The organism is Flavitalea flava, assembly GCF_054461575.1.
Map to the genome: position 1 here is coordinate 23,320 of NZ_JBTLQH010000020.1, position 26,025 is coordinate 49,344.

Sequence of the window (26,025 nt, forward strand, 5' to 3'; positions counted from 1 at the left end):
AATAACAGCCATGAAACAAGAATTGCTGAACGGATCGGCCCTGATCCTTATTGACATCCAAAAAGGTTTTGATCAATTGGAACCCTTTGGCGGAGAACGTAACAACCCACAGGCAGAACATAATGCCAGTCTGCTGCTCCATTACTGGCGGAAAAACAACTGGCCCCTGTTCCACGTCAAACATTGTTCTCTCAAGCCCAACTCTCCCCTGGCGGAAGGACAGCCCGGCAACGAGATCAAGGACGAAGTAAAACCCTTGCCCGGCGAAACCCTTATCCGTAAGAACGTCAACAGCGCCTTTATCGGAACCGATCTGAAGACACAACTGGATGCGCAAGGGATCAGAACCGTCGTTATCGCCGGATTGACCACGCAGCATTGTATTTCCACGACGGCCCGGATGGCAGGTAATTATGGCTATAATACCTTTGTCCTATCAGATGCAACAGCCGCCTTTAATTCCAGAGGACTGAACGGAGTAAATTATCCTGCCGAACTGGTACACCAGCTATCCCTGGCCACGATCAACCGGGAATTTGCCACCGTCCTGCCAACCGGAGAACTATTGGAAATCCTGGCCTCCATCAACCAATCCGTACCAGCCTGAGCCGCGACAGGCAGGAGCCTGAATCAGCCAGAGCCAAATTAAGACAGAGCCAAAGCCTGCCTGCCGCAGCAACATGCGAATATATACGTACGGTTATAGGTGTTTTCACGGTGGTTTTGATGCATACTTAATAGTAGTTTAGATAAACGCTATTATTTTAAGCATGACTACCCCAACACTTACCCGTGCCCAGGCCCTGAGCCTGTTGGCGCCTTTTAATCTGACCAACAAAGTGACGATCCTTGGAATCCGGGGCTACTTCGAGCCGGCAGGAGGAAATAAGCGTGGCATCTATGATGATGCCCTTTTCCTGGTAACCCCGGATTTTTTTAAAGGGTATAATGGGAATACCGATCCTTCTATCGTGAAACCGGGCATTGCCCTTTTGCAACCCGGCGTCTATTGGTATAAAAAAGGATTACACGGTATCCACCATTTGAATATGGCCGATAACGCAGACAAGGCCATATATGATCGGTTGATCGCCACCGGAAAGGATGTCCCGGTCATTCCGAACAGATTACTTCCTTATTGGGCTTTCCGGCAGGCGGCACCGGTAACCCTCATACGCGACGGCCAGTCAAAGACGGAAACGGTAACGGACCCGGATGGATGGCCATTCATCGACATTCATCACGGCGGTTTTAATACGACCAGCTCGGAAGGCTGCCAGACTATCTTCCCCGATCAATGGGCGGATATCCGGGATCATGGTTTTACGGCCATGCTTGCCCTCGGCGAAGCCAAGATCCCTTATGTGCTGATGGACAAACCGGCAAACCTATAAGGCGAACAATTTCCTCTACCGGAACTTATACATCTCACCAACAGGATCCGACTGCCAGAACTCTTTTGTATCAAGATCCATTATGGTTAATCGGCCTCCACCCCCACCACCTGTATCCAGGTTATGAATATTGGCGGCGTCCATGGGTTGATCAGTTCCCCAATAAGTAGTAGCCGTATGCCCAATAAAAATATCCTTAAATTCCGTCACCATTTTAAACCGGCCTTTACTGCACTTGTTCTTTTTATAGGAACCGAATGAAAGCGCCTGTGACCAAAGATTCCTGTCCCAGAGATAAACCAGGGAAGGCTGCCCTCTAAATTCCTGCTGCCGGTTGAATCCGCCATGAACAAAACAATTATTCTGCTCATCGATATAATAAAGCGCCTGCCGGCGAAAGAACCGTTGATGTTCTTCCGGAACATCCGCCGAATTTAAAACCGTGGCATAACCTTCTCCGGAAGGAATGATCATATCCTCCTTTCCGATAACCCGCAAATAGGATTGAGCCGTGGCCCTTCCGCCCTGACGCCATTTATCGGAGTGATAACCCGTTTCAATAAAATCATGGAACCATTCATCATGATTCCCTTTAATGGCAATCAGGTTCGGAATGCTAATCAATTCTTCCACGCAAGCATATACTTCGTTAAAACCATCGCATACGTCTCCCAGCTGGATCAACTCATCCGTGGTTTTATCGAAGCCCGACCTTTCCAGGCATTGTATTAACGCCTTATAGGCTCCATGTATATCACCCATTACAAATCTTCTCATAACTGTCTCCCTTTCTGTTTTTTTTATTCCCCATATGCCAGCAGGAATTCAGGATTGATCGCTTTAAATGTTACCCTTCCATTGTTGAAATTTTCATTCGACAAGATCAGATCCAGTTTTTCAACCAGGGGGCGGATAACAATACCTTCCGCCCATGCCTCAGTATGCACTGTACTTTTAATAATCGCCATTTGAACGATCGACTCTATATCATCCGAAAGGACATAATTCGTGGAAAGAATAGGAACCGTAGGTAAATCCAGCATTTGAAACAAATCCTGGAATTCAGACAGGGGTAAATAGACGAACCGGTCAATGTCAAAAGCATTGAAGAAACGAACTGTTTGTCCTTTTATCTTTAACCGGTTACATTGTATCCCCTCTCCGATCAGTTCACCCTGAATAGCATAATTTCCGTTTAAAGAACGCAGTTTGGTCTCAATATCCAAATCCCTCGCTACCTTCCAAAAGCTGTTAGCAGTATCTTCCAGCAATTCCATATTCCTGCTGCAAACCCCAAACTCTCCTTTATTCAAAAAATAAGTAGCCGAGCTTCCATCCAATTTTTCCGTAACATAACAAGTCTCTCCCTTGTATTTATCCAACAACGATTGTAGTACCTGAACCCTTGTTTCGTCAGTCTTAGGTATAAAAGCAGGAAAACGACCTTTCATGATACCGCTCAGACAAGCGGGTATCGGTGGTTCATATTTAGTAATACCCAGTATCTCCGTGCAATCCATATCTTCTTCCGTAAAAGTACCGCTGGGAAGGATGGAAAGCGGAAAACAAATACCTTGTGATACCTGGCCCCGCAGACGAATCGTTCTGATCCGCATCCCACGCGGTTTTAAAAAGGCAAATTCGGGCCTATCCGGCATCAGGCTATCGATCTCACCATAAACACAAAGATCGCCCAATTGAAATTCGCCTTTTTTTACGACCAATTGCCAACCCAATACCGTTGCCTTTTCAATAGCATCGGCTCCATCAATTTTCTCTAAAGCTCTAATTCGCTGAATACTCGCTAGCTTTCTCATATACCTGCTTTTAAATAAAAAACCCCGCAATTTGCGGGGCGCTGTTATAATGAATTTATTTTATTTATTTCATTGTAAACATGCCCCATAAACGACATACTCCAAGGCAAAGCCCAAGCCGAAGCCAGACATCAAGTCCAATACCGGGTTAATGGTCTTGTTGTTTAGTATGTGTTCGTTGAAAAGCATGAAAATAAAAAGGATCTGTATTTTTTACAGATGACAAAGATGTAAATCTTTTTTTATTTACCCAAGTTTTAAAAAAAAATTCTTCCCCTACCGCAAGTTTATATTCTCAAAAAGACAAACCCCCGACCAGGGAAAACTACGTCTGGGTCCGGGAGGTTCGGGAACATGGGCATAGGTCAGCAGATCACCGGTTAGGCGGTTCAGTGAGGCGGCCGTTTTATATTTTGACCGGGACTCCAGGTGTTTCCAGCCGAAGGGCGTAAAAAAATCCTCGCCGGCAGCCGGGGCAAATTGCAGTACGGCATTTCCTTCTTTGAGGACAGCGCCCATTTCTTTATTAGCCATTACCAGCAAAGGCGGAGAAGAAAGATCAAAAGCCCAGCGGTGAAAATGAGGTTGTGCAGAAAGATCCCTGGCGAGTTCTCCAACGGCTTCCTCGGTAAGGTAAGTGATCAGCCCTTCGGAAACGACCAGTGCCTTTTTGCAGGTTTGATTTAATTCCCGAAAAAGTTTGTTACGCTCTTTCCGTTGTGACAGATCCCTGGCAACAGACAACAACCGGCAGACAGGTCGCTCCCTACCGAGAAAAGACTCTTTATATTCCAGGATCTCGGGGAAGTCGACTTCCACCCAGGAAAGCGAAGGAGGTAAAACCATCCTGTACGGCCGGGCATCCAATCCGGCGGCCAGGTTGATGATCCTGTCGACTCCCTGGGCAACCTGTTCTTTGATATACTGGTCGAACAAAAAGGTACGGGCGACAAAAGACCAGCTGTTTTTTCGGCTGAAGGCGATCGCATCGGCGATCTGTTCGCCCCTTTCACCGGCCAGGCGACGGGCATAAGGATCATGGAATACGGCATCCGGTCTTTCGGTTTCTTCGGCCCGGAAGACGGCAACCCATTTGGCGGTATCGGAGATATTGCGGACAAGAGGTTCCATAGAAAATCGTTATACTTCAAATTTATCGATTAAGATCCTGAATGAAGCGGGACAATCCGTTGGCAATACATAAAACTATATATTTGCCTGCATGGGTAATGCATTGATTCCTTTTTTACGGGCTTAGGGTGCAACGATCTTTATAAAAGATTTGTCAGGGAGAAAAAAACCTATGAGAGATATCGTTCTCCTGATCAGCTTAGGACTGCTGTCCACCATTTTTATGGCCTGCAAAAAAGACAAACATGCAGAAAACCAGGGCCTCGTCGGAAGCTGGGAGATCAGGTCAGTGGAGGGCGGTTATAGCCCCACTAGGGGCGGCACTTATGCCCCCGGAAATGGGTATGTCCTTCAATTTACAGATTCAAAATATTACCACTATATTAATGGCCAGGCCCAGGACAGCGGGACGTATAAAATAGAAAAGGAACTCACTAATCCTTTTGGTCCTAAAAAATCCAAACTGACCTATATCACTGATCACAGCCGGGCAGTCTATTTTCAGGCAACCGGAGATACCCTTACTATTTATGATGGCATTATCTCTGCTGACGGAACCATTTCCAAGTATGTACCTGTGTCGAAATAAGGGCAACCAGGGCTAAAAATCTGCATACCTTTTCAGCACGAAACCTATAGCTATAACCGGGCGGGTCAATTTGACCGAAAAAGAACAGACAGCGTATCAAAAACGGGCAGTTTCGGGCCCGGACCCACGCTTAACTCGCTGATTTAAAACCGATTAACAAGTTGGCATTCTCTTAGCGGCATTGAGGTACTTTATTTTACTTAACCTACCTTGATTATGCTGACCAATTTTCTGAGGATAGCCTTTCGTAATCTTTTCCGCCGCAGCGGTTATACCGTACTCAGTTTATTCGGATTGGCCGTTGGCATAACCTGCTGCCTGCTCATCTTTGAGTACGTTGCCTATGAAAAGAGTTACGATACCTTCCATGAAAAAGCGGACCAGATCGTCAGGGTACAATTGGATGAATTCCAGGATAAAAAACTGGTGGTGAAATGCGCCTCTATTTGCCCGGCTGCGGGTCCCGCCTTGAAAAAAGACTTTCCGGAAGTAGAAAACAGCTGCAGGTTATATGCGGCCGATTTTTTGTTATCCAATGAAGATCGAAATATCAAATTTGAAGAAAAAAAGGTTTTTTACGCCGACACCTCTCTTCTTTCGATGTTTCATATTCCCCTGCTGAGCGGCAATCCCGCCACGGCGCTCCTGGGAGTTAACCAAATCATTCTGTCCGAGGATATGGCCCATAAATATTTTGGGAAGGAGAACCCGATGGGAAAGACGCTAACCTCCCGCGGCGGTGGTGGGGCCACCCGGTTCGAAGTGACAGGGGTCTTTAAAAACTATCCTGCCAATGCTCATCTCTCCTTTAATCTTATCCTCTCCTATAAAACCCTGGTGCAGCGGATCGGTGGAAATGATACGACCAGCGAGGCGGAGACCAGTTGGGGATGGACGGATTATTATACCTATCTGCAATTAAAGAAAGGAACGGATTGGAGACGGGTGGATGCCAAATTGCAGGCATTTGCCGATCATTATATGAATAGCCGGGCTGATATGAGAAGCGCCAAAGACAGTATCGCCTTTCGGTTAATGCCTCTGAAGAATATTCACCTGTATTCCCATGATACGGAGGAAGCCGAAGCCAACGGTGACGGGCAAGCGGTAGCCTTTCTTTTCTTGATCGCTTTTTTTATCGTCCTGATCGCCTGGATCAATTATACCAACCTGGCCACTGCCCGGTCCATGGAACGGGCCCGGGAGGTGGGGGTAAGAAAGGTATTAGGCGCGCTCCGGCTGGATCTGATCCGACAGTTTCTCCTGGAAAGTTTGTTGCTTAACTTGATGGCCTTAGGGGTTGCCCTCCTGGCCGCATGGCTGCTGAGCCCCGTATTCAGCCGGTTTACGGGCAGAGCCATTGGCAATGGCCTGAATCTTCCCTTCGAATACTGGCGGATATTTACCGGCTTATTTCTCTTTGGTACCTTTCTGTCAGGAGCCTATCCTGCTTTGGTGTTATCGCGGTATCAACCGGTTGCTGTCTTAAAAGGAAGATTTAAAAATACTGAAGGAGGCCAGTGGATCAGGAAGAGTTTGATTGTCGGGCAATTTGCGGCTTCGATCATCCTGATTGCCGGGACGATAGTCGTGATCATGCAGGTTCATTTTATGCGAAGCCAGGACTCAGGGGCAAAGATCGATCAGACGGTGGTATTGCATGGGGCAAGATCCCCGGATGATTCCCTCCGTCAAAAAAAGGTAACGGCTTTTAAACAGGATCTGTTACAAATAAGCGGTGTCAACAGTTTCACCGCCTCTTCCAGTGTGATGGGCCAGGAAGTTTTATGGTGTACCAATTGGAAAAATATGCAGGATCCCAACCGGGGCATGACCAACCTGTTCCATATGGCGATCGATGACGATTTTATTCCATCTTACGGGTTGCGGCTGGCTGCCGGTCGAAATCTTTCCAAAGATTACCCCACAGATAAAAAAGCAGCTTTGCTCAATGAATCCGCCGTCAGGGCGCTGGGTTTTGCTTCTCCCGCCAAAGCCCTGCATGAAAAGATCAGCAGCGGTTATGGTGAACTGGAAATTGTGGGTGTATTGGCCGATTTCCACCAGGAGGGATTGCAGAATGCCATCACCCCCCTCGTCTTCTTTTCCAAGCCGGGCAATCTGAACTATTACTCCGTAAAGACTTCCTCCGAGAACATGCCGCAGTTAATCGCAAACGCAAAAAAGATATGGGGTAGTTATTTTCCCGAAGACCCGTTCAACTTTTTTTTCCTGGATGAATTCTACAACCGTCAATATGCCGAAAATCAACGCTTTGGTGTCGTATTCGCACTTTTTGCCTTTCTGGCCATTACCATCGCTTGTTTTGGTCTGTTAGGCCTGTCCGCCTATAACGTACTGCAACGTACCAAGGAGATCGGGATCCGCAAATTGTTGGGCGCCACCTCTTCCCATCTTTTGTATTTATTGTCAAGGGACTTTTTAGTACTAGTACTTATAGCACTCGTGATAGCCATCCCCGTTACCCATTTTGCCATGAACAACTGGCTGCAGGGTTTTGCCTACCGGATACAGATCAGCTGGTGGATCTATGCCATAGCCGGTTTTAGTGCGATCCTGATCGCCATGCTGACCATTTGTTTTGAATCTTTGAAGGCGGCACTGGCCAACCCGGTTAAAAGTTTAAAGACAGAGTAATTTACGACCTTACCAACCTACGATGTTGATTACCCTACGACAAGATCTTTGATTGCCGGATATAATTATCATCGGCACCATACAGGAATAGACAACTTCCACCACGGATAGTATTGATGATCGCTTTATTAAGGCTTTTTGGAATGGCCGGGCATCCTTCGCTACGGCCGAGAAAACCGCTTTGACGGATATGTTCCTCGCTCACATAACCTGCCGGGTGAAGGATGATGGCCCTTCGGGATACATTGTCATTCCACCCTCTTTCGATCCCCTCCAGGCGAAGAGAATAGCCGTGTTTTCCCCTGAAGGCGTCACCGGTAAGATAAAAACCCAGACTGGTCATAAAACTATTACACCGGTTCGAAAAACGGGTGGCCATAACCGTACCGGAATTACGACCGTGGGAGACCAGGGAATTAAACAGCAAACGCCCATTGAACATATCGAGGATGAACAATCTTTTTTTCGAGGACGGCAGACTGAAATCGATAATGGACAGAACACCCGCATTTCGGATCTCTCCCGACGATTCAAGATTCAGAAAACCCTGTATGGCTTTTTGATAAGCCTCCCTGGACAGATCCAGACTGTCGAGATTAAGACTATCATACAAAAAATTAAACCGTATAGAATCCGAAAACGTGAAGACGACCGGGCCTACCCCAAACCCCAATGGATCATAAGCCAGGCTTCTGTGCGGGGTACTCAGGCCGGATGCGATATTTTCGGCAGGAGCAGTAACGGTATCTTGTTTACATCCTTTACCGGCAACTGCTTTAAAGTTCAGGGAGGGAGTAATAAAACTCCAGGTAATTACTACAATAAAAAGGAGAATGAACAAATGCCCATATTTACCGCCCTTGCCTTTCAAATCTTTCATCACCGGTAAAATTTTGTTGAGGTAATACGTTTCAGAGCGATTAACGCAGCCAGGAGATAACTGTTGTCATCAGATCTCCCTTTACAAAAACCTTAACAAATTTACTTACCCTTTTTCTCTATAGTATCCCGTCTTCGGGCCTATTTAACCCTATGGGGTCATTTCTCTTTTTCCAGGCGGGAAATACAATTGCTGAGAGCCCTGAAATTATGATAGGTACCTTTCCAGATATGCGCTTTTAAAGCGGTCTTTCGTTGGGGCTCATTATCCAGCCCTTCTTCATACCAGTCTCCATAAGTGTGATCGATCATATAAGTCTGGACATACTGCCATAATTTATAAAAACGGGCACGATAGTTCATCGGATCCTTCGGGTATAATTCCGATAAGATCAGCAGGGTATTTAATCCTTCCGCTTGTGCCCACCAGTTCTTGCTCTTATTTATGATCGTACATCCCGGCTTGTCTTTAAAATAATATCCTTCGTCATAGAATCCTCCAAGCTTTTCATCCCAGCCATTCCGCAGGGCATGGTCCACCATTTTTTTTCCTGTCGACAGGACGGCTTTATCTTCCCGTCTTCCCAGGGCTTCAGCAGCTTCCTGCATTAAATAAGCCGTTTCTACATCATGTCCGAAAGAAACATGATCCAGGTTCTTATGTTTCAGGATAAATGCCTCGCTGGAATCCCGGAAGGTTACCGGTTTCCAGTCTGTCGTGAAAAATAATTGCAGGTTATCCCTTGACGTTACGATCCTGTCTTTAATAAGTGACAACATTTCCGCCAGTCTTTCCCGCACCAAAGGATCCGGCCAAACGGAATACAATTCGGTGAGCGCCTCCAGCAAATGGATAGAACTGTTCTGGTCTTTATAACCCGTCTCGGCGCGGTCGTCAATCGCGGCAGTTCGCGGTATGACCGACCCATCCCGCTTCAGATGCTGGAAATATCCTTTATCCTTTTTATCGTGACTATATTTCTCCAACCAGCCAAAGGCAATCCTGGCCAGGTTCAATGCTGCCGTATCCCTGGAACAGGCATAATAAGCGGACAAGGCATAAATGGCAAAGGCATTCCCATAGGCTTCTTTTGTCTGGCTCAGCGGTGTGCCATCCCTGGTAACGAGATTATAAAAACCGCCATACTCCTTATCCCACATTTTGTCCCGCAGGAAATAAAAACCATGCCGGGATAGGGCCACATAGGAACTATCGTGATAAAACAGCGCGGCCTTTGCCGTCGACCAGATATGCCTGGCCTGGGTCACGATCATCTTATCCTGTTTGCCCACCGGTGTAAAATCATAACTAAACGCACTGAGATAACCGCCATCCTGCGTATCGATATTACGCGGATAATATTTATCCAGCAGTCCTTCTTTGGCCGCATAACGTATCTGCGCAAGAATACTGTCAGGACGGGTTACCAGGGGATAAGTCTCCTTTTTTCCATTCAATACCTGATCTGCTCCCAATACCAGCAGCATATAATCCATCGTTCCACCGCCCAGGACATATTCCCCTTGCTGCCATAAATAAGGGAAGGGCAGCAGCTCCGGAAAATCAGGACGGATCAGCGCCGTGCCGGAAGCAATCCCACCGGGAATATACGACCAATCTGCGCGATTAAAACCATAAGCAGGGATCATGGAATGAGCGCCAACCCCCGAAGCAAAGGATGCCGTGTTCTGACCGGGGTGACAGCCCAGTACGAAGTTCAGGGCCGCCAGCATATACTCATCCGAAAAGATCCCCGGAAAAGACTGATGCAGAAAATATTGTTTCCGTCCAAAATGCTGAATATCCCATCCTGCCCCCCATATATTGGGTTCATAGGGCACCTCATACGGTGTCCGTCCCGCCTGCGCCGTAACCGTATCCTTCAGAGTCTTTACGGCGGCGGTAATGGCACTGGTAAAACCGCTGTTGTTGATCAGGGGTAATACGCGCCCGATCACCCAGCCAAAATTATTGATCGATCGAACGATCAGGTTCTGGTGGGTGACCAGGAAATCAGCGTATGGTTGGTCATGTGTAGTAATAAATAATTCCGTAGCCAATTCGATACGGCGCCCGGGTTCAACGCCTTCCGTTCCGGTCCAAACCTGCCGGGCAATCTGCAGACAGGCATTAGCCAGCGTATCGTTATACCCCTTCATTACGCGGTTGGCCGCTGCCAGGGCGGCAGCCACACCCAAGGCCCTTCCGGGATTCTCTTCGGTAAAGACCCACCGGTCATCGGGGCTGTCTGTTCCTCCTTTGTAAAATTTATTATCGGTGATATTCGCCGCATCGCCAAGGACGGTATACTGTCGTATGGTAGGTTCGATGATCCCCCGGTAGAATCTGCCCATACTTTGGTATCCGCCTACGATCGAAAGAAGACCATGTTCGGCCTGTTCCAGCATATCGGGTTTCCCGTCGGGCTGCTGCAATTCCACGATATGCGTATGCTGATCGACCGATGTATTATCATAATTCGTTCGGGATGCGGCAAAGGCTTCATAGGCAAGGGTAAGCCCGTAAACCGTTTCGGCCTGGGATTCCACACGCAGATCAAAATCGCCGGCATCGTGCCAGGCGCCTACGTTTAAACCAGGAACCGTTTCTCCCGGTTTATAGGAAGTGAGCGTCGAATGTCCCTGGATATAGCCGTCGAAATGATTGGAGTCGACAGGTGCCATCCGGGCATCGTCCATATGACAGAAGCCATGCCAGACCCTGTACTTATCGTTCACCCTCATATGACACATCTGAACAGGCAGGAAATATTCCAGCGTGGGCTGCCATACGTTTCGTGCAAAAACGCTGTCACCGATCTGAAAAGGGTTCGTCCGGTTGCCTCCATAGTCTACTACATATATACCCGGCCGTTTGACCTGGGTAAAATCAAACTGCAAATAATGATAACGCAGGAAATCCCCCCATTCATGGGGTTTTGTTTTCAACAGCGTATCATAATCTCCCTTTTCGTTGATCCGGAGCAAGGAGGCATTGCCCCTGCTTTTGTCCCGGGCATCCAGTTCGATGACCGCCAGCTTTTTCTGCTGCGGGTGATAACCGACCTGGGAAACCTGCACAACGGGGGCTGACTTCCATCCTTCGATCGCATGCGGGGAGACCAGCCATTCGATGGCTCCTTTCACCGCCCCCTTGGGAATCAGGGAACGAACGGTGAACCATCCGTTATTATGTTTGCCTCTTCCATCCAGCAATTGCAGGGAATTGCCTTTCATATTCTCAATGATCATGCGTTGCTGTTCATTTTCCGGCGCAATGGTCAGACGGTTGCCCGAAGCCATCGGCAGGATCTGCGTCTCACCCTCTTTATCCGTATAATGAGGACCGTTCGGCTGCGGCGGAAAAATGCCAAACTGATTATCCATATAATAGGACCTGCCAAAAAGACTGCCGGGGTATAGTTCGAAATTGAACCCCACCTTTCCGATCCAGTCGGCAGGCAGGGCACTATCCAGATCCACAATGATCTTAAACGCTTTACCGGCTGGTACTACCCGGATAGTATATCCAAAATGCAGATCGGGATAAAGGACAGGATTAAAACCTTTCCGGTCCTTCTCTTCGTCAGGATATTGCATATGAACGCTGATCGCGCCGGTAGCCTTGTCGACCACCCGTTTGCCAACCTTCGGAATAGGCTGCCATTGCCCCGGAGTAGGCTCCAGCCGCAGATCTCCATTCGTAGCTACCCGTTGCCCGTTCTGAATCACCCCTACGCCTCCCTGGTGCCCTTCGGGATAAAAATCATGCGCCAGCATCACATTCACACCTTCGTATTCCAGGTACTCCCGGTTGTTCAGATGCATTTGTCGTTGCATCTGTTGCTGCATCTGCGGCTGCATCTGCGGTTGCATTTTAGGTTGTGTCTGTTGTGATTGCGCCTGCAAACGGAAAGCGGCTCCGGCTCCCGCTCCTGTCATAAGGAAAATACCGATCACCTTTACAATCCAATATTTTTTCATCAAACAAATTTTTAAACATCAATTCGATCTACCATTCGATCCTTTTGCAAAATCAATAATCATTATCTCATTTTGAAAAAACATTCACTTCATCATGCGTTAGCGTCTGTTCACGAGCATAAACCGTCTTCACCTGTTCCGGGGTATTATGGCTGTAGATCCAGTCGGACCAGACCAGGAACCAGGACCATTTCGGCTGGGCATTCAGAATGGCGGAGCCGGGCAATTCCCCGCATTCGGTCAGGGCTATTAATTTTCCTTTCGCCAGATCCAGCAGTTCGTTATAATCCCGTTGCTCATAATCCATATGATAGATATCCGTTCCCAATACATCCACATATTCCTTACCGGGATAAAAATCTTTATAGGGATAAGCCTCATCACCGGGAATATCCCGTGGTCCGTTCGCGCCCCATACCCATAACAGATTATTCAAATGAAAATGGTTCACATACCGGTCGTACATCAGCTTCCATAATTTTGCGAGGCCATCCTTTCCTTTTTTATCACCCCACCAGAACCAGATACCATTCATTTCATGATAGGGCCGCCAAAGAACCGGTACATGCGCCGCATTCAATTGACCCAGATAACCGGCAACCACATCAATCTGTGCCAGCCAGCGTTTATACAGCGGAGTCCCTTCCGTCGTCAACTCCTTCCATTGATCAGCCGTCAGTTTGCCCTGGATACTTTCCTTCCAGGGAAAGGGCACATCATCCGTCGGTCTTCCCTGGTGCCACATCAGGGTGATCAGATAACCGTCCTTATGACGGCGGAGGCTCTCATCGACGATCGCCTGGCCGTTATCCGTCTTCCAATTCCAGATAAAATCCGTGCCCCATACGGCAGGATATTTTCCCGTGATCGCCTGCACACTGTCATTAAACCGGTTCATGCTCTGGTTATAATTATGCTGACCGCTCAGCAACTGTTTACCATTGATACGGTATAAATAACCCAGCAATTGCTTTGCTTCCGGAGAGGCCTCCTTATTTACCGGTTCGAAGGATTGCGAAAATAGGGATAATGAAAAAAGAGAAAACGAAAAAAGAGAAGTGGAAAAAAATAATAGAAAAGAAAAGCAAGTAGAGGTTTTCATGATGGCCATTTCAACACAACCTACACAAAATGAACGCGTTAACTCAATACATTTTTATCCAATTTTAATCAAAAATCAACAACATTCAACAACAAACCCCAACAATCAACAACAATCCCCCACCACCGCGAGGCAGCAACAAAAATGCATTTCCAGCCCTCCACTGTTACACAACAAGCTTCATGGCAGGAATATATAAAAATTTGACCTTTATTACGAGCGGTTCCAACTGTCGATAATGGCCCGGCTGAAAGAACTACCAATGCCCGGCTATAGCCAAAGCCCATGAGTAATACCAGTCAAATTTTTATATATCCCTGCCAAAAGCCAAACTGCTAAAAGCCAAACTGCCAAAAAGCAAGAAAATCAATGCTGCCTCAACGTATTCATGACCACCTCCTTCCTCCTCTTGGAGATAGCCAGCTGTTTACCATCGCTCATCACCAGCATCCCATCTCTGTCCACGTTGGAGACATAGCGGCTGTTGACCAGGTAGGATTTGTGAATCCGGACAAAACCATGTTCGGTCAGCAATTCCTCATACTCGCCCAGGGTCTTGGAGACCAGCATAGGTTTATGTTTGGTAAAAGTAAAACGGGTATAATTATTCTCCCCTTCACAATACAGGATCTCCAGCGGATCATAAAAGAAAACGCCTTTACTGGTGGAAAGGGCCAGTTTAAAATCCTTTGGATCCTTTTGCTGCAAATTCGTGATCAGGTTATCGACCAGCAATTTCCGGTGTTGTTGTCTTTTGATGATATGACGGTTCAGCGCATTTTGCAGATCGAGGATATCGATAGGTTTTAACAGATAATCCAGGGCGCTGAAACGGATTGCCTTGATGGCATATTGATCATAGGCGGTGGTGAAGATGACATCGAACTGTCCCTGACCGGCCAGACTTAAAAAATCAAAACCATTCATCTTAGGCATATCGATATCCAGCATGACCAGCGTGGGATCGAATTTTTCCAGGCAGTCCAGGGCGGCCTGCGCATTATTGCAATAAAGGATCTCGCAGGTAGTGGAAATGTATTTTTCGATCAGTATCTTCAGAATATTACCGGCAGACTCTTCGTCGTCGATGATCAGGATCTTTACCATACATTACTATTTTTTACAGGTTGGTTGTATTCTTTTTATTATTTATACCATTTGAAAGGCCACCTCTATAAATTCGAGGGAAAACTTATAATTACCGTTGTTCCCGTTGCCAAATCTTCCTCATCCTTTTTATCAACGATGGTAAAGGACAATTCCGCCTTAAATTGCTGACGCAGGATCTGCATTCGTTTTTGAAGCAGCAGGATCCCCTTGGAGGCCACCCGGTCATTTCCCAGCTTCTGCTGGCGGATAACCGCTGCCATTTCCCTGCCTATCCCGTTATCATCCACCGTGATAGTGATCAAACCCTCTGTTTCCCGGTAAGTAATGACCAGGGTCTTGACCCCTTCCTTATTTCGAAGGCCGTGCCAGATCGCATTTTCGACAAAGGGTTGGGTGATCAGGGAAGGGACCCTTACCTCATCTACATCCGGGATACCCGTTATGTCGAGCTTATAGGAAAAGGCCTGGTTGAACCGAAGGGATTCGAGGGAAAGATAATATTGCATCATTTCAATCTCGTCGCTTAGTGGCATCCATTCCTTTTCGGAACTATTCAGCACCATACGCTGCAATTTGGAAAACTTGGAAAGATATTCATAGGCTGCGCCCACCTTATTCGTTAAAATACATTCCTGGATGGCATTCAGGCTGTTAAAAATAAAGTGGGGGTTCATCTGGCTGCGCAGGGCCTCCAGCCTGGCCCTGGAAAGCTTTTCGCTGAGCGTGATCATTTCTATGCTTTGCTGGTGAAGGGACTCTTCCGCTTCGATGGATTTTATCTTGTTGGTCACCAGGGTGGCGATGGTGCTGAGGATCTGCAGGTGCTGATCCGTGAAAAAGCCCTTCTCATGATGTTCGCTGTCGATCACCCCGATGAGTTCGTTGTTATAGATCAGCGGCACGGCGAGCTCGCTCGAACGTACCATATCGTCCGGCCGGTACCGGTGGTCAAGAGAAGTATCGTCAATGATCACCGGCTCTTTGGTCTCCACGACATAACCCACTACTCCTTGGCCCGGGAACACTTCAAAGACCTGGCTGTTCAGCTGGTCGATAGATTCTTTGGATCCAAATCCAGCCTTCTGGATCATCTTCGTCTTATCCTCATTCCATAAATAAATAATACAGTCCACAAAATCCAGACGGCCGATCAGATTTTTCGCCACATCCCATAATACATCATCTACCGTATGTTTGTGAATCAGGGAAGAAGAAAAGTAGTTGATGATCTGCTCCATCTCCCATTTGCTTTTATATTGCTCCGCATTTACTTTCTGCACCTTTAACTTTTCCGATTCGATCGCTTTTATATGTCTCTCCCTCCATTTGACAAACCAGAGAACCAGGCCAACAAAACCCGCAACCATCAGGAAGACGAACCAACCCGTTTTCCAGAAAGGTGGTTTAATCGTGATCGTCAATAGTTCGGCACCAACGCTGTAAACCCCATCCCGGTTGGCACATTTCACCCGGAAGACATAATCACCTTTCTCCAATTGATTATAAACGGCGATATTGTTTTTGTCGGCGGGTACCCAATCCTCATCTACCCCCTCCAGCTTATAATAATACCGGAGCCTGCCCGGCGACCAATATTCCAGGGAGGAAAAGGCGATTCGGAGCGAATTTTCCTGATAAGGAAGAGTCAGCAGGCTACCGGTGGCCAGCAGCGAATCGACCCTCAGGTCTTTATTAAAAACCTGGATGCCGGTGATCCGCAGATCAGGCGGGGGTTCGGCCTTGGTGATCCGAAGCGGATCGAAGGATATAAAACCTGCAGAAGTGCCGATCAATACGGTCCCACTGCGAAGCCGGTAAAATCCGCTGGTAAAGACATTATCGGCAATCCCGTCCAACTGGTCATAGCCGGCAATACATAAGGGATGCAAATTCAGCCTGGAAAAACCACCGCTTCCGCCTGCTGCCCAAATATTACCTGCATCGTCCTTCATTACGGCCAGTGCGATATTATCAGGCAACCCCTCTTTGGCGGTGATCGCCCGAAAGGTCTTTTTCCGGATGTCAAAGATATTAATCCCCATCTCGGTAGCCAGGATCAGGGTATCCTCATTATAGCGCAAAATATCGCTGACGCAATTGCTGCTGATGGATCGGGGATTATCTTCATCCGTGCTGTACCCTTCCACAAATTGTTCTTTCTTTTTATCAAAAACCTGCAGCCCATCCTGGAATGTCCCTACCCATACCTTGTCCTTCTCCACCAGCAAACTGTATACTCTTTTAGCGGTGGGAAAAACCTTCCGGGTATTCAGGCGGGTGTCCATCCTGATCAACCCTTTTTTCCAATGCCCGATCCAGACGATATTTCCGCTATCCTGTTTGATCGTATTGATGGCTCCTGACAAAACCGTATCCCTGACCTCGGTAAGTTCTTCTGTATCGAGTTGTAATTTTAAAATGGAGCCGCGTTGATTTGGCGCCCAAAGAATATTCTTTTTGTCTTTAAAAAGCGTCCAGGTCTGATTAATGGAAGAATGTTCGTTTCCATTTTCCTTATAGAGAAATTGTCGCTTAAATCTTAAGTTGCTGTCAGCTTTTACAATACCGCCGTTTGTATTATAATAAGATATAAACACGTTGCCATCGGGATTCTGCAAAAATCCCGTCACCGTCTCTTCCGGAAAAAGGTCACCCCTTCCGGTATCCGTCTTATGCGTATGGAACAATTGTTTGCCCGGATTAAAAATATTGATGCCCGAGGAGGTCCCTATCCAAACGTTTTTCTCCCTGTCCTGTAGTATTTGCAGATTATTAGCCAGGTTCTTATTCAGATGAAAGCCATATGGCGCCGTATTGTCTGCCCTTATGACAAAAAAATCGTCGGTCTCCGGGCGGTAAACGGCAAAACCCCGCAGCATTAACGAAATAATGACCGTCCCATCCGGCAGACAATAAACCGATCCAATCAGATCCTTTTTTACTTCCGGGCCTTGATTATTTGGGGAATGGTTATCAAAACTATAGGTCTTTGATTTTTGGGTATCCAGATTATACCGTATCACCTTCCTGGAAAAAGATGCCCATAACTCGTTCCCTTTTCTGATTACCGTAGTAGGGCCTTCTTTCTCCGTAAATAAGGGATTACCGGAAGGGTAAGGATTTTTACTATCGTATAATTTTTTTTCCTTTCGGGAGTAATAATAAAGGCCATTTGTAGTAGACAGCCAAAGATTATCTTCCTTATCGATGGTCAGGCTTCCTGTATTGGTTTTTTGAGGAAGACCGATGATCGTATGGCAGGGCTCAAAACTGAAGGTCTTTTCATTCAATTGATAAAACCCGTCATAACCGGATATCCAGATAGATCCCTGGCTGTCTTCCGCAAAAAACCAGGTACTGTTGATCTTTTTGCCGGTCGGGGCATGTAAATTAAAGTTGTAAAATTTACCGGTCTGCCTGTTTAGCAAATAAGGACCACCATGATCATTACCTATCCAGAGGCGCTTTTTACTATCCTCAAAAATGGCGCTTATCCAATCCGAATGCAAGGCCGAAGAATCCCTGATATCCGCCTGAAAAGTTCGGAATCGTGTCCCGTCGTAACGTTGCAAACCAGCCTGGGTACCGATCCACATATACCCGGCATCGTCCTGGCATAATGCGGTTACCTTATCATTGATAAGCCCTTCATTAACCGTAAGATGCCGGAAAATATAACTGTTTGGCTGGGATAAGCCTCTAAGGCCAGCCATGGACTGAACCAGGAGAAGCAGGATCAAAAAACCGGTATGCCTTTTTGGAAAAATTGCAGGTTATTTAGGGGTGAGCCGGAAACTATTCCGGGTTTAAAAGTAAGCAAATATGGGCTCCCGCAGGTCCCTTACCCTCATTAAAAGGGTCCGCTCCCTAATTTTCCTATCCGGGAACGCCGCTACAGTGTTAATTTTACATCGAACAGGAAACCACATCAAACAGGAAACCATGAAGGAAAGGGGAAATCCAATTATTGCCAAAACAGAGGAACTGGAAGAAGAATTAAAAAAGAACGGTTTGTGGGAAAAAGAGATGCCGTCATGGGTGGATAATTATGAAGGGAACAGCCGTATGATCCATACCGATTTCGCGCAATGGCTGCAATTCGTTTTTGTCCCTAATCACCTTGAATTGAACAAAATTATCCCCTCGGCGGAAAAAAAACTCATCGTCCCCCAGGCCATGAAATATTTTGGAGAAGACCTGAAAAAGGGTAAGCTCCTGCAGATCCTTATCGAATTGGATTCCCTGATCTGATCGGCTTAATTAAAAGGGGACAACTCGCTATCCAGGCTTTTAATAAATGAAATAAGATCATCGATTTCTTTTGGTGTCAGGTCAAGCTTATCAAAAGGCAGCGTTTGATTATCGATTTTTAAGCCCAGGCCCTTGCCTCCTCCCTTATTGTAAAAATCAATGACCTGCCGCAAACTGGTAAAAACACCATTATGCATATAGGGGGCGGTTTTTGCGGCATTGCGAACCGTAAGGGTTTTAAAGGCATGGCGGAAGGACTCGACCCTGATGATTGCATATCTTCCCGGGTCACTGTCGATTTTATCGTTGGAAATCGTCTGGGGCACTCCGATTACTTCCGCCTCGGTCTTTATAAACCGGGGAGGAAACGTTCCGTTAAACAATGGCATATAATGACAGGTAGCGCATTTTGCTTTTCCCATGAACAGGTTGAATCCATTAATCGCCGAAGCATTTATAGCCGTTGGATTACCCCTCATATAGGCATCGAAGGGACTGTTTAACGCTACCAGACTTCTGACATAGGAACCCAGGGCATTCATAATCTCAAGGGTGTCGATCCCAGTTCGGTCTTTTTTTGGAAAAGCCGCAACAAACAACTGCCGGTAAGCCTTGTCCTGCCAAAGCCGTTCAGCCGACAGCTTCATGGAGCCGTGCATTTCCTGGGTGTTTTGTACCACCATCAGCGACTGATCTTCCAGCGTATTGACCCGTAAATCATAAAATTGCGCCGACTGCAAGGCGGCATTTAATAAGGTAGGAGTGTTCCTTGTCAGGGATTTATTATTGCCGATAACCGTATTCTTAACCAGTCCGTCGGTAAATGCTTTTTCCGGCCGGTGACAGGTCTGGCAACTTCTTGTTCCGGAGGAGGAGAGCGTCTGATCGGCAAAAAGTATTTTTCCCAAAACAATTTTCTCCTTTGACAGGAAAGAAGAGCGGTCAGGCAAATACGCATTGATATTAAAGGCATTGCTGTCAAAAAGCGTTTGAGCATCCTGGTTTAACAGGCGATTGTACCGGATCATCATTATATTCAGACTGGCTGCCAGATCTGTCAGACCGATGGTGACCGGGTTGCCATAGGAATTGATAAATTCCGCCCTGTCGAAGGAATTAAAATCAGGATGATTGGTCAGATAGCGTATGGCCGAATCGAACCGGGAACCAAGGTCCCCGCGTTTACCGAGACCCGGCTGGCCTTCCTTTTCCGGATAAAAGGCAATGATCTTTTGGAGGCTTTCCAGGCTGGCGGCGGATTCCGCCATGCTTTTCAGTGTGACCGGATTGTCAAAACCGGTAATACCCAGGGTCATAATCCTGAAGACTTCCAGTTTCGCCGCATCAAAGACCTGCCAATCAAAAATATCGATATTGGCAAAATGCGTTTTATACTTACTACAGCCTGCTTGCAGCAGCCTGAGTTGTTTGATCAGCTCTTCTTTTTTGCCGGTATCTGCTTTGGGGAAAAGGTAACCTTCTATAAGCTGTAAACCCGCCGGTTCAAAAATCTGACCCGATCTTTCCACCTCCTGCACCGGAGGTCCATTTACTCCCCTGGAAGCGGACGGCTCAAAATATTCGGCCGCCCACTCAAATTTTTTATAGGCTACCCTTGCCTGAAGAAAAAGCTCCTGCAAATCTTTTTCGGTAGCTGTGTTACTTTCGGCTCTCGTCTGCAGAAGCGAACAGGAGGCAGCAAAACGATCGATCTGTTCCAGCAGGATCCCTGCGATCTCCTTTTCAGGAGCCGGTCTTTTTTGTTTGCAGGAAAACAACAGGTACCCTGCCGTTACCAGTACCAGTACTGATATAGTAATAAATTTCTTTACGCTGTCTTATTTTTTGTCGTACGACTGATCGTAACGTCCGTTGAAATCAAACGCATTTTGCAAAGGTTCTGCATCTTTGTCCCGGCCCGACAGCGGATTCAGATTCCATCTTTTTTCGATCAGGGATAAAATACTGACTGTTTCATATTGCGTATGGTCAACAAATCCACGTTTGGCGAAAGGAGAAATGATGATTGTCGGTACGCGGGTGCCGGGGCCCCATTTCTTATCGATGACCGGAGGAGCCACATGGTCCCAAAATCCGCCGTTTTCATCGTAAGTAATAATGATGACCACATCTTTCCCATTGGGTCCGTTAAGGACATCATTTATTAATTCCACCGTATGGTTTTCACCATTAGCCACATCTGAATAACCCGGATGTTCATTATTGATCCCTAAGGGTTTGACAAAGGATACGCTGGGAAGCGTTCCATTTTTGGCAGCCTCTATAAATGCTGTTTCATCCTTCAGATGATCCTGTTTGGCTTTAGTCCCGTCTGCATAATTGGCAAAATAGGCAAAAGGCTGGTGATGAAACTGAAAAGTCGGATTGGGCGTTCCGGCTAATGCGCTGTCCCATCCTCCTGAGTACCAGGCCCAGCTGACCTGTTTATCATTCAACCTGTCCCCGATGGTTGGTATCGTTTGATTGGGAAGAAGTTTGGCGGTATTGACGCTCTCAGGGTGAGGAGCATTTACAGTAAAGCTGGTGTTTACCGCAAATCCATCGGGCGTTACCTGCCCATCGGCAATCAGTTTGCCGGTGGAATCGAATTTCGCCGTAATAGCTGCCGGTGCGTTGGGGAATACCGGGCTGGCTGCAGCGATCAGCCACATATGGTTCAAAAAGGAACCTCCGAATGCGCTATGGAAAAAATTATCGCAGAGTGTATATCGCTGAGCTATTCCCAATAATGGCAACAGACTGGTTTTATAATATCCCTGTGAAAGACCGGCTGTTGAATTGTACAAGGCAAATTTGTCCATTTTGCCGCCATCGATCTGCAGTTGCTCCTGGTAATAACGGTGCAAAACATCCGGAGTTTCCTGGTCGTTCGGGATATATTGATCGATATTGAAATAAGTGTTGGATAGATTAGTTGGAAAAGCACCCGAGGCAGAAACAGGGGGTAGGAAGGTATAGGCCTTGCCTGATGAGTCGATTTGAATAATCTGGGAACTGCTGGCATTCGATAACCCGTTGGCTCCGGCAAACTGACCGTACAAATTGTCAAAACTGTGATTCTCCAGGTAAATAACGACTACATGTTTTATTTTATCTACTTCCCCGGGAGGGAAAGGGATATGAGTTTTTTTGCATCCTGCCATAAACTGGCCAATGAACAAAAGACCGGCCAATGAAGTCATTAATTTTTTTTCCATGTAAATAGGCTTTGACACAAAGAACCACTATGCCTATTAGCGAATTGTTACCAATAGGTAAAGAATTCATTAAGCTTTTACACTCGATTTTTATTAATTTCGGCTTATGCTACAACAAACCCTGTCAACCTTATTCGTCCGGGATCTGGCTATATTGGAAAAAGAGATCGGATTGTACCGGGACGAAAAAAAGATCTGGTCCATTCAGCCTGGTATATCGAATTCAGGAGGCAATCTCTGTTCGCATCTCATAGGGAACCTCAATACCTATATCGGTGCTGAATTGGGCAAGACCGGCTATATCCGGAACCGGGATCTGGAATTTTCGGTAAAAGATATTCCCCAGCAGGACCTGCTGGAAAAAATCAGAGAAACCAGCGTAATAGTCAACAATACTCTGAATAAACTGACCGATGAACAGCTTTCCGCAGACTATCCGCAGGTCATCTTTGAAAAAAAGATGAGCACGGAATATTTCCTTGCTCATCTCGCTATGCATCTTTCTTATCACCTCGGGCAAATCAATTACCACAGAAGGCTGCTGGAGCCGTAGGAGCCGTAAGCAACTATAAATGCCTGCTTCCTCCTTCCTAATAAACAGCCAGCCCGGTCGCCGAACCGGGAACTCCGGAAACAGCGCCCATTACCGCCAGGCCGCCAAAAAGAGTTCTTTTAAACTGGCCGATCGTATTTGATTTTGGCGTCAGAGCATACACAAAATAATTGTTGGCAGCCACCACGATATCGACTGGACCATTTCCCGTTGACGCTGCGGCCCCATTTACTAAATATAAAGCTCCCCAGGGAGATACATAATAGGTGGATATGGAATTACTCGCTGTATTGGTAATAAAGGCGAACCGGCCGAATTTCGTAACGGCAACCCAGCAAGGAGCACCCTGCTGATTTGGAACAGTGCCATTAATTTCCTGGGGCATCCCCTCGTTACCTATACGGTAGGATGTGGCAGAACCTGCTGCTGGGGTGCCACCAGCTGCATTGGAAACGATCATATAATTTTCGCGGGCAAAATCAAAACCAAAGGGAGTCTGACCGGTTGAAGCCGTTATAACTGCCGGCCAAACGGAACCATTGTCCCTTACCTTAAAAGTACTGATCTTATTGGTTGCCTTTTCAGTAACCACCAACCAATCTCCGTCCGGTGTGAAGGAGATCTGAGGAGCGACGACACCCTTACCACTTAAAGACTGGGTCGAGCCATCGATATCATCGAACGTCCCTCCTTCCCCTATCCAAAAACCATGAATATTGTCACTTCCTGTATTCAACACATACAGCATTTCACCATGGATACTCAGGCTGTTGGGGGTGACACCTCCAGAATGGATAGTATGCGCCAAAGTAAGACTTCCATCGTCATGAACTTTAAAGGAAGAAACGGAATTACTACCGGCATTTACGGCAAAAAGCCATTCATGTTCCTTATCCAAAACCAAGGCTCCCTGAGAACCCAGGCCGGCCCCTGTTCCTGCGCCGCCGGAGACTACCTGTCCACCTGCTTGAAGGGAGCCATCTGATTTTATTTCATACACTAAAATCTGATTCATTCCCCAAGCATTACTCTCTGAATATAAAAAGTGCCCTTTGTGTCTTTTGTTTTTTGTTTCAGATTCTGTCGTAGTCACAGCTGTAGTAGCCGAACCCTGGCCAGCCATTACGACTTCGTCCGGGTTGGCTCCATTTTCCGAAATCATATCGGTAAGCGCCGGTTTTTTTAATTGGGAGCCCGCAGCATTTTTGTCACCGTTTTTCGAACAGGAAACAAACATAAAAATCAGGAGACCTGCTACCATTAGCTTCAAGGGAATAAAATTTTTCATTTTTTTTATTTTAATAGTAAAAGAATAGATTAAGGAATAAGGATCCCCAGGTTAATGCCGGCCCCTAAAATGGGTAAAGCCCCAACACCAATGGCTTTAACCGGGATCTGCAGATAAGGCTGGATTCGGAATACCTTTTTTCCGGTGATCATAAATTCATAGCCTGGGCTGATGTTTATAGCCGCTGACAGGTATTTTTCCGTATGCGAATAATTACCGGTAAGACTTTCTTTGGCGCCATTGAAGGCAGCCTGGTAAGCATTATTTTCATGGATCAACAGATAGGAGGAAACTCCTCCTGCGATGAACAGACAGCTGCTGTTTGTTTTCCGGATATCGATTTTAACCATTACAGGAATTTCCAGTACAGTAGCTTTTCCCCTCATGTCGATCAGCTTCATCCCCGCAGGCATGGCGGAGGCGATCTTGCTCATGCTAAAATATTGTCCGTCACTATAATAAGTCTTGCTGGAAAAAATAAGACCCGTTTCAAAAGCCAGGGAGGGCTTAACCTTGAACCCGACCATCAAACCGGCATTTAACCCTGGTTTGGAGAATCCCTGGTTCTTTACCTGGTTAAATTGCGGGCCTGCGATCAGCCCAAAATAGAAACGCTTGTTTATTAAATTCCTAACCGTTTTTTTATGGTTATTTACAGGTGCCGTTTGACCAATAACCCTGGGTTCGATAATCCTGGATTCAATAATCCTGGGTTCGGATCTTTGGGCTAAAAGACCTTTTATCTTGCTGGCTTTTGTTTGTCCTTCGATCTTTTCGACAGAGCCTGTACCGAGGCCTTTTTCATTTCCAATTTCTGCTCCTTCCCCTTTTTCCTCGCCATCTTTTTCGTTACCTCCATTTGTTCCTCTTGCTTTCCCTTCGCCAGCCATCCTTGTACCACTATTTTTTTTGCCAGCTTTTGTTTCCGGATCCATCATTTTTACGGTAGCCAATCCCGGAGTCCTTTCTAAGGTTCCCTCTTTTTCCATAAGCCTTTTATCTCTTTCCCCGGTCAGCGCATTTTTTTTGACCAGACCGCCATGTAAACCCAAGTCCTTATAAAATCCTATAAAAAGGAATATTGCCAAAAACAAACCAGTCATCAGGCCGGACAAAAAAGGCCAGCGTTTTTTCTTTTTATTATCCGGCGTATCGACGGAGGCCAGGCCACCTGTTCCGGAAATCAATCGGCCGGCTACTGCATCCCACTGTTCATCCGGCAGCTTGACCTTATAGTCCTGTGCCGCTTTGCGAAACAATTCCTCCATATCGTCGTCTAAATACTCCATATCTTTCCTATATACTGCATAGTTTGGCTTCTTCAGATTTTTTAATACGCTCCTGAAGCATTTTTTTTGCCCTCGATAAATTTGATTTGGAACTTCCCACAGGGATTTTTAAAAGATCGGCTATTTCCAAATGATTAAATCCATCTATGACATACATATTAAACACCGTCCGGTAAGAAGGCGGCAATTCTTTAATCAGAACGATCAGTTGTTTGTACAGCAATTGCTGGTCAGCATCATCATCTCTGCTGGTATAATCCCAGACATGATCCGATAGCCCTCCTATCTCCGGCAGCATATTACCCTTTCTTAATTCATCGATGGAGGCATTGACCATTATCCTTTTTATATAACCCATTAACAAATTCCGGGTATCTTCTTCTGTATCTGTTGCTTCAAATCTTTCAAAACTGGTAAACAGTTTTACAAAACCATCGCTCACGACATCCATTGTCCTTTCATACCGGTAGATATACCGGAACACAATCTTAAAGGCAAAGCCCAGATAGTTCTCATAAACCATCTTTTGGAATTTGTATTCTTTAGCAATACAACCTTGAATAATGCGGTTTATATTTTCCAATTCAGTCCCTGGTTTTATCAGCTGCCTACCCTATGAATACGAAGAGTTAAAGGAAGGGTTGCAAAATGGAAAATTAAATACATTCTGACCCGGTGAGTGTCAGGTAGCCGATAAACGCCCCAAACGCAGGAGCCCGCCTCAATAATTTGAGACGGCCTCCTGTAATTATGCAGATAATT

Annotated in this window: 19 protein-coding genes; 6 read left to right on the top strand and 13 right to left on the bottom strand. The window is 46.4% G+C overall.

What is annotated here, in order from left to right; translation table 11 throughout:
- Window positions 1-10: 10 nt before the first annotated feature.
- Window positions 11-607 carry a cysteine hydrolase family protein gene (locus tag ACX0G9_RS17600; RefSeq protein ID WP_459066253.1) on the top strand — a complete coding sequence of 199 codons (597 nt, stop codon included), beginning with the start codon at window positions 11-13 and terminating at the stop codon, window positions 605-607.
- A gap of 163 nt (window positions 608-770) precedes the next feature.
- Window positions 771-1,394, top strand: coding sequence for a hypothetical protein (locus tag ACX0G9_RS17605; RefSeq protein ID WP_459066254.1), 624 nt, complete (start codon window positions 771-773; stop codon window positions 1,392-1,394).
- 15 nt (window positions 1,395-1,409) lie between these two features.
- On the opposite strand, the gene ACX0G9_RS17610 is transcribed toward ACX0G9_RS17605, so the two are convergent.
- The 3 genes from ACX0G9_RS17610 to ACX0G9_RS17620 all read right to left on the bottom strand — a co-directional run bounded on the left by ACX0G9_RS17610 (window position 1,410) and on the right by ACX0G9_RS17620 (window position 4,342).
- On the bottom strand, window positions 1,410-2,171 hold the full coding sequence (locus ACX0G9_RS17610) for a metallophosphoesterase (RefSeq protein ID WP_459066255.1): 762 nt from the start codon (window positions 2,169-2,171) through the stop codon (window positions 1,410-1,412).
- A 23-nt stretch (window positions 2,172-2,194) separates the two neighbouring features.
- Window positions 2,195-3,211: an RNA ligase (ATP) gene (locus tag ACX0G9_RS17615; RefSeq protein ID WP_459066256.1), complete on the bottom strand. Its 1,017-nt coding sequence runs from the start codon at window positions 3,209-3,211 to the stop codon at window positions 2,195-2,197.
- Between the two features lie 276 nt (window positions 3,212-3,487).
- Complete coding sequence (locus ACX0G9_RS17620) at window positions 3,488-4,342, bottom strand: class I SAM-dependent methyltransferase (RefSeq protein WP_459066257.1); 855 nt, start codon at window positions 4,340-4,342, stop codon at window positions 3,488-3,490.
- Between the two features lie 172 nt (window positions 4,343-4,514).
- Between ACX0G9_RS17620 and ACX0G9_RS17625 the strand changes: the two genes are divergently transcribed.
- Both ACX0G9_RS17625 and ACX0G9_RS17630 read left to right on the top strand, forming a co-directional pair.
- On the top strand, window positions 4,515-4,931 hold the full coding sequence (locus ACX0G9_RS17625; RefSeq protein ID WP_459066258.1) for a hypothetical protein: 417 nt from the start codon (window positions 4,515-4,517) through the stop codon (window positions 4,929-4,931).
- Window positions 4,932-5,147: 216 nt separating this feature from the next.
- Window positions 5,148-7,589 carry an ABC transporter permease gene (locus tag ACX0G9_RS17630; protein ID WP_459066259.1) on the top strand — a complete coding sequence of 814 codons (2,442 nt, stop codon included), beginning with the start codon at window positions 5,148-5,150 and terminating at the stop codon, window positions 7,587-7,589.
- A 34-nt stretch (window positions 7,590-7,623) separates the two neighbouring features.
- Here the strand turns inward: ACX0G9_RS17630 and ACX0G9_RS17635 are convergent, their stop codons facing one another.
- From ACX0G9_RS17635 to ACX0G9_RS17655, 5 genes are all read right to left on the bottom strand, one after another.
- Complete coding sequence (locus ACX0G9_RS17635; RefSeq protein WP_459066260.1) at window positions 7,624-8,469, bottom strand: murein L,D-transpeptidase catalytic domain family protein; 846 nt, start codon at window positions 8,467-8,469, stop codon at window positions 7,624-7,626.
- A gap of 158 nt (window positions 8,470-8,627) precedes the next feature.
- Complete coding sequence (locus ACX0G9_RS17640; RefSeq protein WP_459066261.1) at window positions 8,628-12,452, bottom strand: AGE family epimerase/isomerase; 3,825 nt, start codon at window positions 12,450-12,452, stop codon at window positions 8,628-8,630.
- 67 nt (window positions 12,453-12,519) lie between these two features.
- The gene (locus tag ACX0G9_RS17645) at window positions 12,520-13,554 is read right to left on the bottom strand and encodes a glycosyl hydrolase (protein WP_459066262.1); all 1,035 of its coding nucleotides are present in this window, start codon (window positions 13,552-13,554) and stop codon (window positions 12,520-12,522) included.
- Window positions 13,555-13,920: 366 nt separating this feature from the next.
- A complete protein-coding gene (locus ACX0G9_RS17650) occupies window positions 13,921-14,661 on the bottom strand; it encodes a LytR/AlgR family response regulator transcription factor (protein WP_459066263.1) in 741 nt (246 codons plus the stop codon).
- Window positions 14,662-14,726: 65 nt separating this feature from the next.
- Complete coding sequence (locus tag ACX0G9_RS17655) at window positions 14,727-18,404, bottom strand: sensor histidine kinase (RefSeq protein ID WP_459066264.1); 3,678 nt, start codon at window positions 18,402-18,404, stop codon at window positions 14,727-14,729.
- A gap of 202 nt (window positions 18,405-18,606) precedes the next feature.
- Here ACX0G9_RS17655 and ACX0G9_RS17660 point away from each other — a divergent pair, with 202 nt between their 5' ends.
- Window positions 18,607-18,915: a YqcC family protein gene (locus ACX0G9_RS17660; RefSeq protein ID WP_459066265.1), complete on the top strand. Its 309-nt coding sequence runs from the start codon at window positions 18,607-18,609 to the stop codon at window positions 18,913-18,915.
- A gap of 5 nt (window positions 18,916-18,920) precedes the next feature.
- On the opposite strand, the gene ACX0G9_RS17665 is transcribed toward ACX0G9_RS17660, so the two are convergent.
- The gene (locus ACX0G9_RS17665) at window positions 18,921-20,693 is read right to left on the bottom strand and encodes a cytochrome-c peroxidase (protein WP_459066266.1); all 1,773 of its coding nucleotides are present in this window, start codon (window positions 20,691-20,693) and stop codon (window positions 18,921-18,923) included.
- A gap of 60 nt (window positions 20,694-20,753) precedes the next feature.
- Window positions 20,754-22,133 carry an alkaline phosphatase family protein gene (locus ACX0G9_RS17670; RefSeq protein ID WP_459066267.1) on the bottom strand — a complete coding sequence of 460 codons (1,380 nt, stop codon included), beginning with the start codon at window positions 22,131-22,133 and terminating at the stop codon, window positions 20,754-20,756.
- Between the two features lie 106 nt (window positions 22,134-22,239).
- On the opposite strand from ACX0G9_RS17670, the gene ACX0G9_RS17675 reads away from it, so the two are divergent.
- The gene (locus tag ACX0G9_RS17675) at window positions 22,240-22,686 is read left to right on the top strand and encodes a DUF1572 family protein (protein ID WP_459066268.1); all 447 of its coding nucleotides are present in this window, start codon (window positions 22,240-22,242) and stop codon (window positions 22,684-22,686) included.
- Between the two features lie 37 nt (window positions 22,687-22,723).
- Here ACX0G9_RS17675 and ACX0G9_RS17680 read toward each other — a convergent pair whose 3' ends face one another.
- Genes ACX0G9_RS17680 through ACX0G9_RS17690 form a run of 3 tightly spaced genes read right to left on the bottom strand, consistent with a single transcriptional unit; the run spans window position 22,724 to window position 25,786 of the window.
- Complete coding sequence (locus tag ACX0G9_RS17680; protein ID WP_459066269.1) at window positions 22,724-23,974, bottom strand: lactonase family protein; 1,251 nt, start codon at window positions 23,972-23,974, stop codon at window positions 22,724-22,726.
- A gap of 29 nt (window positions 23,975-24,003) precedes the next feature.
- Complete coding sequence (locus ACX0G9_RS17685; RefSeq protein WP_459066270.1) at window positions 24,004-25,263, bottom strand: outer membrane beta-barrel protein; 1,260 nt, start codon at window positions 25,261-25,263, stop codon at window positions 24,004-24,006.
- Between the two features lie 7 nt (window positions 25,264-25,270).
- Window positions 25,271-25,786 (bottom strand): RNA polymerase sigma factor, encoded by a 516-nt coding sequence (locus tag ACX0G9_RS17690; protein ID WP_459066271.1) that lies wholly within the window; start codon window positions 25,784-25,786, stop codon window positions 25,271-25,273.
- Window positions 25,787-26,025 lie beyond the last annotated feature (239 nt).

Bases quoted from the DNA above. Each gene is read 5' to 3' on its own strand.
- ACX0G9_RS17600 (WP_459066253.1), top strand. From the start codon at position 11: ATGAAACAAGAATTGCTGAACGGATCGGCCCTGATCCTTATTGACATC.
- ACX0G9_RS17605 (WP_459066254.1), top strand. From the start codon at position 771: ATGACTACCCCAACACTTACCCGTGCCCAGGCCCTGAGCCTGTTGGCG.
- ACX0G9_RS17610 (WP_459066255.1), bottom strand. From the start codon at position 2,171: ATGAGAAGATTTGTAATGGGTGATATACATGGAGCCTATAAGGCGTTA.
- ACX0G9_RS17615 (WP_459066256.1), bottom strand. From the start codon at position 3,211: ATGAGAAAGCTAGCGAGTATTCAGCGAATTAGAGCTTTAGAGAAAATT.
- ACX0G9_RS17620 (WP_459066257.1), bottom strand. From the start codon at position 4,342: ATGGAACCTCTTGTCCGCAATATCTCCGATACCGCCAAATGGGTTGCC.
- ACX0G9_RS17625 (WP_459066258.1), top strand. From the start codon at position 4,515: ATGAGAGATATCGTTCTCCTGATCAGCTTAGGACTGCTGTCCACCATT.
- ACX0G9_RS17630 (WP_459066259.1), top strand. From the start codon at position 5,148: ATGCTGACCAATTTTCTGAGGATAGCCTTTCGTAATCTTTTCCGCCGC.
- ACX0G9_RS17635 (WP_459066260.1), bottom strand. From the start codon at position 8,469: ATGAAAGATTTGAAAGGCAAGGGCGGTAAATATGGGCATTTGTTCATT.
- ACX0G9_RS17640 (WP_459066261.1), bottom strand. From the start codon at position 12,452: ATGAAAAAATATTGGATTGTAAAGGTGATCGGTATTTTCCTTATGACA.
- ACX0G9_RS17645 (WP_459066262.1), bottom strand. From the start codon at position 13,554: ATGAAAACCTCTACTTGCTTTTCTTTTCTATTATTTTTTTCCACTTCT.
- ACX0G9_RS17650 (WP_459066263.1), bottom strand. From the start codon at position 14,661: ATGGTAAAGATCCTGATCATCGACGACGAAGAGTCTGCCGGTAATATT.
- ACX0G9_RS17660 (WP_459066265.1), top strand. From the start codon at position 18,607: ATGAAGGAAAGGGGAAATCCAATTATTGCCAAAACAGAGGAACTGGAA.
- ACX0G9_RS17670 (WP_459066267.1), bottom strand. From the start codon at position 22,133: ATGGAAAAAAAATTAATGACTTCATTGGCCGGTCTTTTGTTCATTGGC.
- ACX0G9_RS17675 (WP_459066268.1), top strand. From the start codon at position 22,240: ATGCTACAACAAACCCTGTCAACCTTATTCGTCCGGGATCTGGCTATA.
- ACX0G9_RS17680 (WP_459066269.1), bottom strand. From the start codon at position 23,974: ATGAAAAATTTTATTCCCTTGAAGCTAATGGTAGCAGGTCTCCTGATT.
- ACX0G9_RS17685 (WP_459066270.1), bottom strand. From the start codon at position 25,263: ATGGAGTATTTAGACGACGATATGGAGGAATTGTTTCGCAAAGCGGCA.
- ACX0G9_RS17690 (WP_459066271.1), bottom strand. From the start codon at position 25,786: ATGGTTTATGAGAACTATCTGGGCTTTGCCTTTAAGATTGTGTTCCGG.